Source organism: Deltaproteobacteria bacterium (assembly GCA_016874775.1).
Lineage (GTDB): Bacteria > Desulfobacterota > Binatia > Bin18 > Bin18 > VGTJ01.
In genome coordinates this window covers 1-7,414 of sequence record VGTJ01000238.1, presented here as the reverse complement: position 1 = coordinate 7,414, position 7,414 = coordinate 1, and the positions used below count along the sequence as shown (strand labels likewise).

Genomic DNA, 7,414 nt, shown 5'->3' with positions numbered 1-7,414 from the left:
ACACCAAGTCCAAACGCGGGCCGAAGAAGCCAGTACCTCACAAACTGAGTGGCAAAAAACAAACGCACGTATCGACTGCGCGGATTCTGGCGATGCGACGGTAGTCAACCGACCTTTACAGGGATGGGCAGGCTGGCCCCGTCACCAATGACTTATGTAAACCGAACGAACCTGCCATTTGCCCAGACACTCAGCGGTAACAAGTATTCGCCGTTCCATTCACCAAACAACGGAGTCGGGTGGCCACCACTCAAAGCGAGTAACTCCCAGTGCTGTGAGAATCGAGGGTGGATCGAGAGCGTGCGACTAGCTGTATCCTGTAAGCACCAATGGCTATCGGTCACAGCGACTGGAACCACTTCAGTCAGCAGCACAGGAATGCGTTCAAGCCAGGGATTCTGTGCAAGTGCGTCGGCATACTGAGTGGTCGCCTCTGAAACGCTGCGGCCCTGCGGAAGGGGATCCAGCGTCGACGTAGTACCGTTACGGGTTTTGACCAAAGCCCGGAGTGGATAGGCGCTAAGATAAAAGACAAGCTCGGCATCGATAACCGTGCCGGAAACGACACTGGTGTCGAGTGGCTGATTTCCGGCAGCAAAATGTAGTAACAACGCGTGTCGTTGCGTTTCGTACCCTTGCAGCCAGGAGAACTGCACGCGGAGTCGGTCCTCATCCTCAACCCGTTGTCCGAGCACTGCCCAGCGATCGCGAATACCGTCCTGAGATAACAACTCATCTTGTGAGTAGGCCCAACCAGTGACGGTACGAATATCGGCCTGAGTTTCTGGGGGGAGAGTGTTCAAGCGAGAGAACCCTTCGATAAGCAGAAACAGTTTGCTGGCACGAGCCAGAAGTTTCTCCTGCCAACCTTGACCAGTTGGTGGCAGTGTTGCCAGATCGCGTACTAGACGAGCTACCCCTGGAGCTTGCGCGTCGACCATACGGGCGGCGACGTTGTCCCAAAAATTCGCTGGATGGTTTTGCGCTGAAGCGAGCCCATTGCGCACGAGGTCGCGCAACCGCAGTGCAAGTTCAGCAAAGCCAGCGGCGACTTTGGCTTCGCGGTCAGATGCACGACGAACTTGAGCGGCAGGATCGGCGATCGTCTTCTTTGTGGTTTCTGCCTTCTTCGCGAGTTTTTCAGTTTGCTTTTCGCTACTCTTCGCTCGCGATTCAAGCCACTCCGTAACCCAGTCGGGCTGCTGCGAATCCGTGAACACGTCAGGTTGATTGGCCAAGAGCAGGAATAAACCAAGTCCATGCTTACAAGGAAACTTGCGACTTGGGCACGAGCAACGAAACGCAGGCTCGCTCAAATCGATTTGTGTTTGATAGGGATCCTTGCCACTGCCCTGACACTTGCCCCACGCTGCATGATCATTCTGGCCCAAGGTCATCCATTTGCGTGGAGAAGAAAGACCTTGCCCAGCTTTTGCCGAAGCCGGGTCAGGCGCGAGTGCGAGGATTTGATCAGTGGTGAAAGTTGTGGCCATAGGCGTTTGGGACCGTACGCTTCGTCTGATAAGCACTCCGTGGCGTAGAAAGAGGACTTATTCCCGTGAGAATATCCCCATCTGTGTTGGCGCACCAACACCAGAATCTTCTGGACCAATGGGTAGGAAGTGTACCGTATAGCCAAAACGTTGAGCGAGGTTGTTGGCCCAGGTTTGGAACTCACTACGTGTCCACTCGAAGCGATGGTCACGATGGCGAAATTTGCCTGCCGGCAGCCCGGAGAATTTTTCGTTATATTCAACGTTTGGGGTGGTCAGTACGACGAGGCTTGGTCGTGCATATTCAAATAGCACTCGTTCTAAAGCCGCGAGGCGTGGTGGGTCGAGATGCTCGATCACTTCTATGACTGTCGCAGCATCGTACTCGGATAACCGCTTGTCACGGTAACTGAGCGAGCCTTGGAACAGGGTGATGCGCTCTTGCTGTTTGGGTGGCAAGCGATCGAAGCGTAGTCGCTCTTTGGCGATCTCCAATGAACGATAGGAGACATCCATGCCGGCGATGGCGGTGAACTCTTTATCATTCAGCAGCGCTTGTAAGAGTTTTCCTTCGCCACAACCGAGGTCGACGATACGATGAACGTTGTGTTGCTTGAGGGCGGCGATGACCGATCCAATGCGCTGTTGATTCAGGCTGATCCGCTCTTCGATCGTCGTTTCTTCGACCGTGCGAGTTTCCTGTTCGTCGTCAGGATCGGTGACGTCGTCTTCTAGTAATTGGGCAAAAGCGTGTCGGGTGAGACGCCGTTGGTATTTTAGATAGCGATTGACGATCAGTTCCTGCTCAGGATGTGACGGCAACCATCCTTCTCCGTGGCGGAGCAACTTCTCGACTTCGGCGTGATCGACCCAGTAGTGTTTGTCGTCATCAAGTACTGGAATGAGAACGTACAAATGGGAAAGCAAGTCTTGTAAGCGACAGGTCGCTTCAAGTGAGACCGTGAAGTAACGACTTGCGCCCCAATCCGTGAACTTCTCATCGAGCACTGTTCCTTGCGTAGTGATGGTGTAACCCATCGGTTCGAACAGGCGTTTCAACAGGCCTTCACCACCGCGACACGGAATAGTGGTGAGTTTGGCATACAGTGGAATAGCCGTATTGGCGAGTTCTGTACGATCGGCACTGCGGCCGTTCAGAGCTGAGCCAAATACTTGGGCAATAGCGACACTGAAAAACGACGAGGCCACATACGGACGATCGTTGACATACTGTTGGAGCGCGAATCCTTCGCCTGCTGGTCCACCTTTTCCTCGCACCAGGCCAATCGGATCAACGTCGAGTAACAACGCCGCAGTACAGCGTTCGGCAGATGCTTCAGGATAAAAGACGTGTGCCCTGCCAAAAGAGAGATCGAACGACTGCACACGCTCTGGTCGCTTATGGAGCAGGTAGCCAAGGTCAGTTGCCGGTTGATGGGTGGTGGTGATGGTGAGGAGCATGTTGCAAAAGGGGTTTTAGGCTCTGGGCTTTAGGCTTGAGGGAAAGACCCCTCTTCTAGAGCCCAAAGCCTAGTACCGTGTCTCGCAAGTTCATTCGCGGTGAAATCGTAGGGCGCGTACCACGCGCCAGTCAGTTGGCGCGCTGCGCACGCCCTACAACTGCTCACGAAGTTATGAGACACGGTACTAGAGCCTGGTTTAGTGTTGTAGAAACTCTACCGCTGCTTTGGCAATCTTTCCTTCCAGTCCCCAGAAGAAGTGATCGGCGCCGTCAACGATCACCAGAGACTTTGGCTCTGACATCTTGGTAATGAGGTCGTTCAAGCCAGGCACTGGGGAATAGTTATCGTGATCACCACTGATGAGGAGCTTGGCCTTCTTCACGCTATGTAAAAACGAGGCATCGCGCATACCAATAGGCAACGCGACACCAATCAGTTTGTGAACACGATCATCTGCCGCTCCGGCGCGTAAGCCGACCATCGATCCGAATGAATAGCCGGCGACAACGACCGTTGGGACTGCTTGACGACTCAACAAATAGGTCACTGCCGCTTTGACATCGTCAACTTCGCCGTTGCCTTCGTCGTGTTCACCTTCGCTGTTACCGACGCCACGAAAATTGAAACGGAGTGTGGCAATCCCTGCCGCTTGAAATGCATCGACCAAAGCCGACACGACATTGTTGCGCATTTCGCCGCCGTACAACGGATGTGGATGACATACGACCGCACCGATTTTCGCCGGTTGTGTCGGTAATGATAACAACCCTTCGAGTTTGAGATTTCCGACTGAAAATGTGACCTGCTCTTCCATTCTTTTCCCCTCCTGTTTTTGGGCATAGGCACGTGATGCGGCGAAGAAGACGAAAAAGAAAAGAGCAGTACTGATGCTCTTGCATATTTTCCCTCTTTCTCTTTTCACCGGCTCTCCTTTTACGCCCTTCTTCGTTACAGGGAAATCTCCATTTCTTCCAGTCGTGTAATGCTCCAGCGCGTCGCACCCCAGAAAAGAATGACGGTGAGTGACAATGCCGCCGTAAAAGAAAGTGCGATGCTGTACCAGTCAGCTGTTGACAAAGGAAGACGTTGAAAATTGCGCATAAGAAACAAGTGTACGGGCCAGGCTTCCAGGACGACAATCAGCCCGATGAAAACAATACTGAACGCCATATAGAGTACGCCGCCGAAACTTGCGGGAATCTTAGCGACGTGCTCAGCGGTGAAGTTGGGGTAGGCAATACCAAATGCCATGCCCAAGGCGACAAGGGCAAGCGTCAGCAGCCCGAGCGTAACTGGGGCTAGGACCATCATAAAGGTCGAGACGCCAAGAAAATAGTTAGTGACGACTGCGAGCAGTTCTCCAAAGAACAACAATGGGAGGAGTGCAACCCAGAATTTACTCCACCACCAACGTCGCAGATGGATCGGTGCGCTTTTCAGTACCCAAAATGTTTTTCCTTCGAGACTGAGGGCTGGAAACACAAAGCGTATGGCAACGGCAGAAATGACAAAGGCGGCAAGCGCAAGATTGAAAAAGGCGACAAAGTTTTGCAAATCGAGCATGCCAACAAAACCAGTACCACGTGGTAACACACTGAAGTTGTAAACGTACACGACAATCAGTGCGAGAAGTTGGAAAAGTTGTGACCATTGACCGGTATCACGACAGAATGTTTTCAGGTCTTTAACAACCGATACACGTAATGGCGCCGGAAAGACACGGGCAATGCCACGCAGGAGAGTGTCTACCCATTGGCTTTGTCCCCCCTTGCGTCGACCTTCCTGAGCTTTCGACCAGCCGACAGGATACAACGCAGTTGCTGTCCATGTCCCGGCAACGACGAGAAAAAGAGCGGTGCTCAGCAATAACAAGTAGTAGAAGATCGGTTCTCCGGCCTTGAGTCCGAGGAACGGCAGTAACGCTTCGCTTGCCCACGTACTCGGTAAAAAGGGTGAGGTCGGTGTTTGCATCGCCGCAAGAAAAGCGACGAAGTCAGAGAACGATTCAGGGTTAACCAGCTTCTCTGGTTGAAGCAAACGGAAGAAGACATAGAGCAACGCAAGAAACAATGCAGAGAAAACGATCAACATATCCTTGCCGCGTTGCGCTGGAAGAAGATAGGCAAGCACCATCGTCACAATGACCCCAATCGCGGCTGGCACGATTAAAAACGGTATCAATGTGAGCACGGTCATGAGGTAATACATCGGGCCGCCACCATGCACGACGCCATACGCCAGGAACGCTGGCGCACTAAATAACAGAATCATCCACGAGGAATCGACCAGCGTTTCGACGAACTTGGCTGCAAACAGTCGGCCAGGAGGTACGGGAGCTGGCACTAACAAGAGCAGATCGCGTGAGAGAAAGAATGTCGAGAGACCAGTGATAACATTACTGAACAGAAGGATAGCAAAGAATGTGAGAAACACCATGCTGAGTAACTTTTGGTTCAGCACGGGGCCAAGATCCGGAATGGTGAGAAAATATGAAAGCGCCCGAGAGAAGAACCAAAATGTTCCTCCCCAGAAGAGTGCCATGAGGGTGAATAAGACTAGCGCACGTGTCCACCCGCCTTTTCCTTGACGTTGAAAGTCATTCCGGAGAGCGAAAAAGCGAGGAACGAGAAGAAGTAACCAGTTGTTCATAAAAAACTCTGAAGAAGGCTATAAGCTGAAGGGTTCTTTCCTTCCTCCCTAAAGCCTGAAGCCTATAGCCTAAAGCCTTGTTTTAAGCTCTTAGCGCCTCAATCACGTCCATCATGTCCGGTGCAGCGGTAAGTTTAAGGAAAATATCTTCCAGGCGACTTTCAGTTCCAGCCAGTTGCTGTAATTCATCAAGAGTACCTAGTGCGATCAGCTTTCCGCCAAGAATAATGCCGATACGATCGCACAGCTCTTCAGCAACCTCCAAGCTATGAGTGGACATGAAGATCGTCTTTCCTTTGAGGGTGAGCGAGCGTAGTAGCGACTTGAACAGCCGTGCGCCGATTGGATCCATACCAACCATCGGCTCATCAACCACGAGAATGCGCGGATCATGGAGTAGCGCAGAGGCAACGACCAGTCGTTGCTTCATGCCATGCGAGTAGCTTTCCACGAGTTCATTACCCCAATCTACAAGGCTAAAGAAATTGAGTGACTCTTCGATACGATCGAGACAAAGCTGCGGAGGAACTTGGTAGAGTCCGCCGACAAACTCGAGAAATTCATGACCGGTGAGTTTTTCGTAAACATACGGACGATCCGGGACGAAGGCTGACATCGCTTTAGCTGCTAGTGGGTTCACGGCGAGGTCATGACCGCCAAGCACGACGCGTCCCGCTGTTGGCTTCAGCAATCCCATCATCATGCGAATCGTTGTGGTTTTGCCTGCACCATTCGGGCCCAGAAAGCCAAAAATTTCGCCTTCGGCGATCTTCAAGTTGAGGTCATGTACGGCAGTAAAACGGCCAAACTTTTTGTTGAGATGTTCGAGTTGGATCATGGTTCCTCACAAGGATAGCGATCAGCATTCAGCGTTCAGCGAGGATGGGCTTTGTGTCAAAGTGTAGATTCTGTTCTCCAGGTGCCTGGCTGACTGCTGACAGCTGAGAGCTATTGGTATGCGACAATCTCCATTCGTACTTGCCCAATAATCTTGAGTAATGCCATATGTTCTTCTGGTCCACCCTGAATAAACTTGATGTGCGTTGCATCGGCGGGGAATTGATTGAGGGCAGGGTCGACAGCGACCCATTGACCCAGCCACACCTCTGACCAGGCGTGATAATAAAAGGCTTCATCCATGTACACGACCCCCGCAGCGACACGGGAGGGAATTCCCGCTGAGCGAGCGAGAGCAGTGAACAATACCGCGTGTTCGTTACAATCCCCTTTTTTACTGCTCAATGCTTCGAGTGCGGTTGGAATACCGACGGTCGGTTCTTTATCGAGGGTGACGTAAATCCACTCAAGCAGTTTGTGGACTGCCCGTCGTGCATCCTGCTCTCCATTGAGGATCTGCTGGAGCTGTTCCTTAATACGTGGGTGATCGCTCTGCAGAAATGGCGTAGCCACCAGTTCTGCGGCTAACGTCGGATCACTCACTGGCAGCAGATAAGAGGAGAGGGTTACAAGGGATTCGTTTGAGATCGTTAATGTTCCGTCGCGATAGTCCTGGCGTGGTGGGAAGGCAAACAGCGCGGTTTCCGTCGGACCAGAAACGGTTAACCGCAGTTGTGTCACCTCGCGTGGGTTTGGAAGTGTATTGCGCACCGGAATTGCTACAGAGCTAACTAGATCGAGGGGGGTACTGTCAGACCAGCCATCGTTGAGTGCTTCGTGCTGACTCTCTCGTAAGAAAGTGTTTTTTAATTCGTATTTTCCGTCGTCACCATCCGCAGCGTGCGCCGGATACTGGCCAAGTACACCATAGCGTCACTGGAAACGGTGGTATGTTCGAAGTCCCGACACAAG

6 protein-coding genes are annotated in these 7,414 nt (G+C 52.3%); all 6 read right to left on the bottom strand.

Features of this window, described 5'->3' with window-relative positions; all coding sequences use genetic code 11:
* Nucleotides 1-152: 152 nt before the first annotated feature.
* Nucleotides 153-1,493 (bottom strand): SWIM zinc finger family protein, encoded by a 1,341-nt coding sequence (locus FJ147_26025; GenBank protein MBM4259344.1) that lies wholly within the window; start codon nucleotides 1,491-1,493, stop codon nucleotides 153-155.
* 57 nt (nucleotides 1,494-1,550) lie between these two features.
* Nucleotides 1,551-2,954, bottom strand: a complete 1,404-nt coding sequence (locus FJ147_26020) for a 3' terminal RNA ribose 2'-O-methyltransferase Hen1 (protein ID MBM4259343.1) — start codon at nucleotides 2,952-2,954, stop codon at nucleotides 1,551-1,553.
* A 198-nt stretch (nucleotides 2,955-3,152) separates the two neighbouring features.
* On the bottom strand, nucleotides 3,153-3,770 hold the full coding sequence (locus FJ147_26015) for an alpha/beta fold hydrolase (protein ID MBM4259342.1): 618 nt from the start codon (nucleotides 3,768-3,770) through the stop codon (nucleotides 3,153-3,155).
* A 134-nt stretch (nucleotides 3,771-3,904) separates the two neighbouring features.
* Nucleotides 3,905-5,605, bottom strand: coding sequence for a hypothetical protein (locus FJ147_26010; GenBank protein MBM4259341.1), 1,701 nt, complete (start codon nucleotides 5,603-5,605; stop codon nucleotides 3,905-3,907).
* Nucleotides 5,606-5,687: 82 nt separating this feature from the next.
* Entirely contained in the window at nucleotides 5,688-6,443 is a 756-nt protein-coding gene (locus FJ147_26005; GenBank protein MBM4259340.1) for an ABC transporter ATP-binding protein, read from the bottom strand.
* A 110-nt stretch (nucleotides 6,444-6,553) separates the two neighbouring features.
* Nucleotides 6,554-7,219, bottom strand: coding sequence for a transglutaminase domain-containing protein (locus FJ147_26000; protein ID MBM4259339.1), 666 nt, complete (start codon nucleotides 7,217-7,219; stop codon nucleotides 6,554-6,556).
* Nucleotides 7,220-7,414 lie beyond the last annotated feature (195 nt).

Coding starts and splice junctions, on each gene's coding strand:
- FJ147_26025 (MBM4259344.1), bottom strand. CDS start 1,493: ATGGCCACAACTTTCACCACTGATCAAATCCTCGCACTCGCGCCTGAC.
- FJ147_26020 (MBM4259343.1), bottom strand. CDS start 2,954: ATGCTCCTCACCATCACCACCACCCATCAACCGGCAACTGACCTTGGC.
- FJ147_26015 (MBM4259342.1), bottom strand. CDS start 3,770: ATGGAAGAGCAGGTCACATTTTCAGTCGGAAATCTCAAACTCGAAGGG.
- FJ147_26010 (MBM4259341.1), bottom strand. CDS start 5,605: ATGAACAACTGGTTACTTCTTCTCGTTCCTCGCTTTTTCGCTCTCCGG.
- FJ147_26005 (MBM4259340.1), bottom strand. CDS start 6,443: ATGATCCAACTCGAACATCTCAACAAAAAGTTTGGCCGTTTTACTGCC.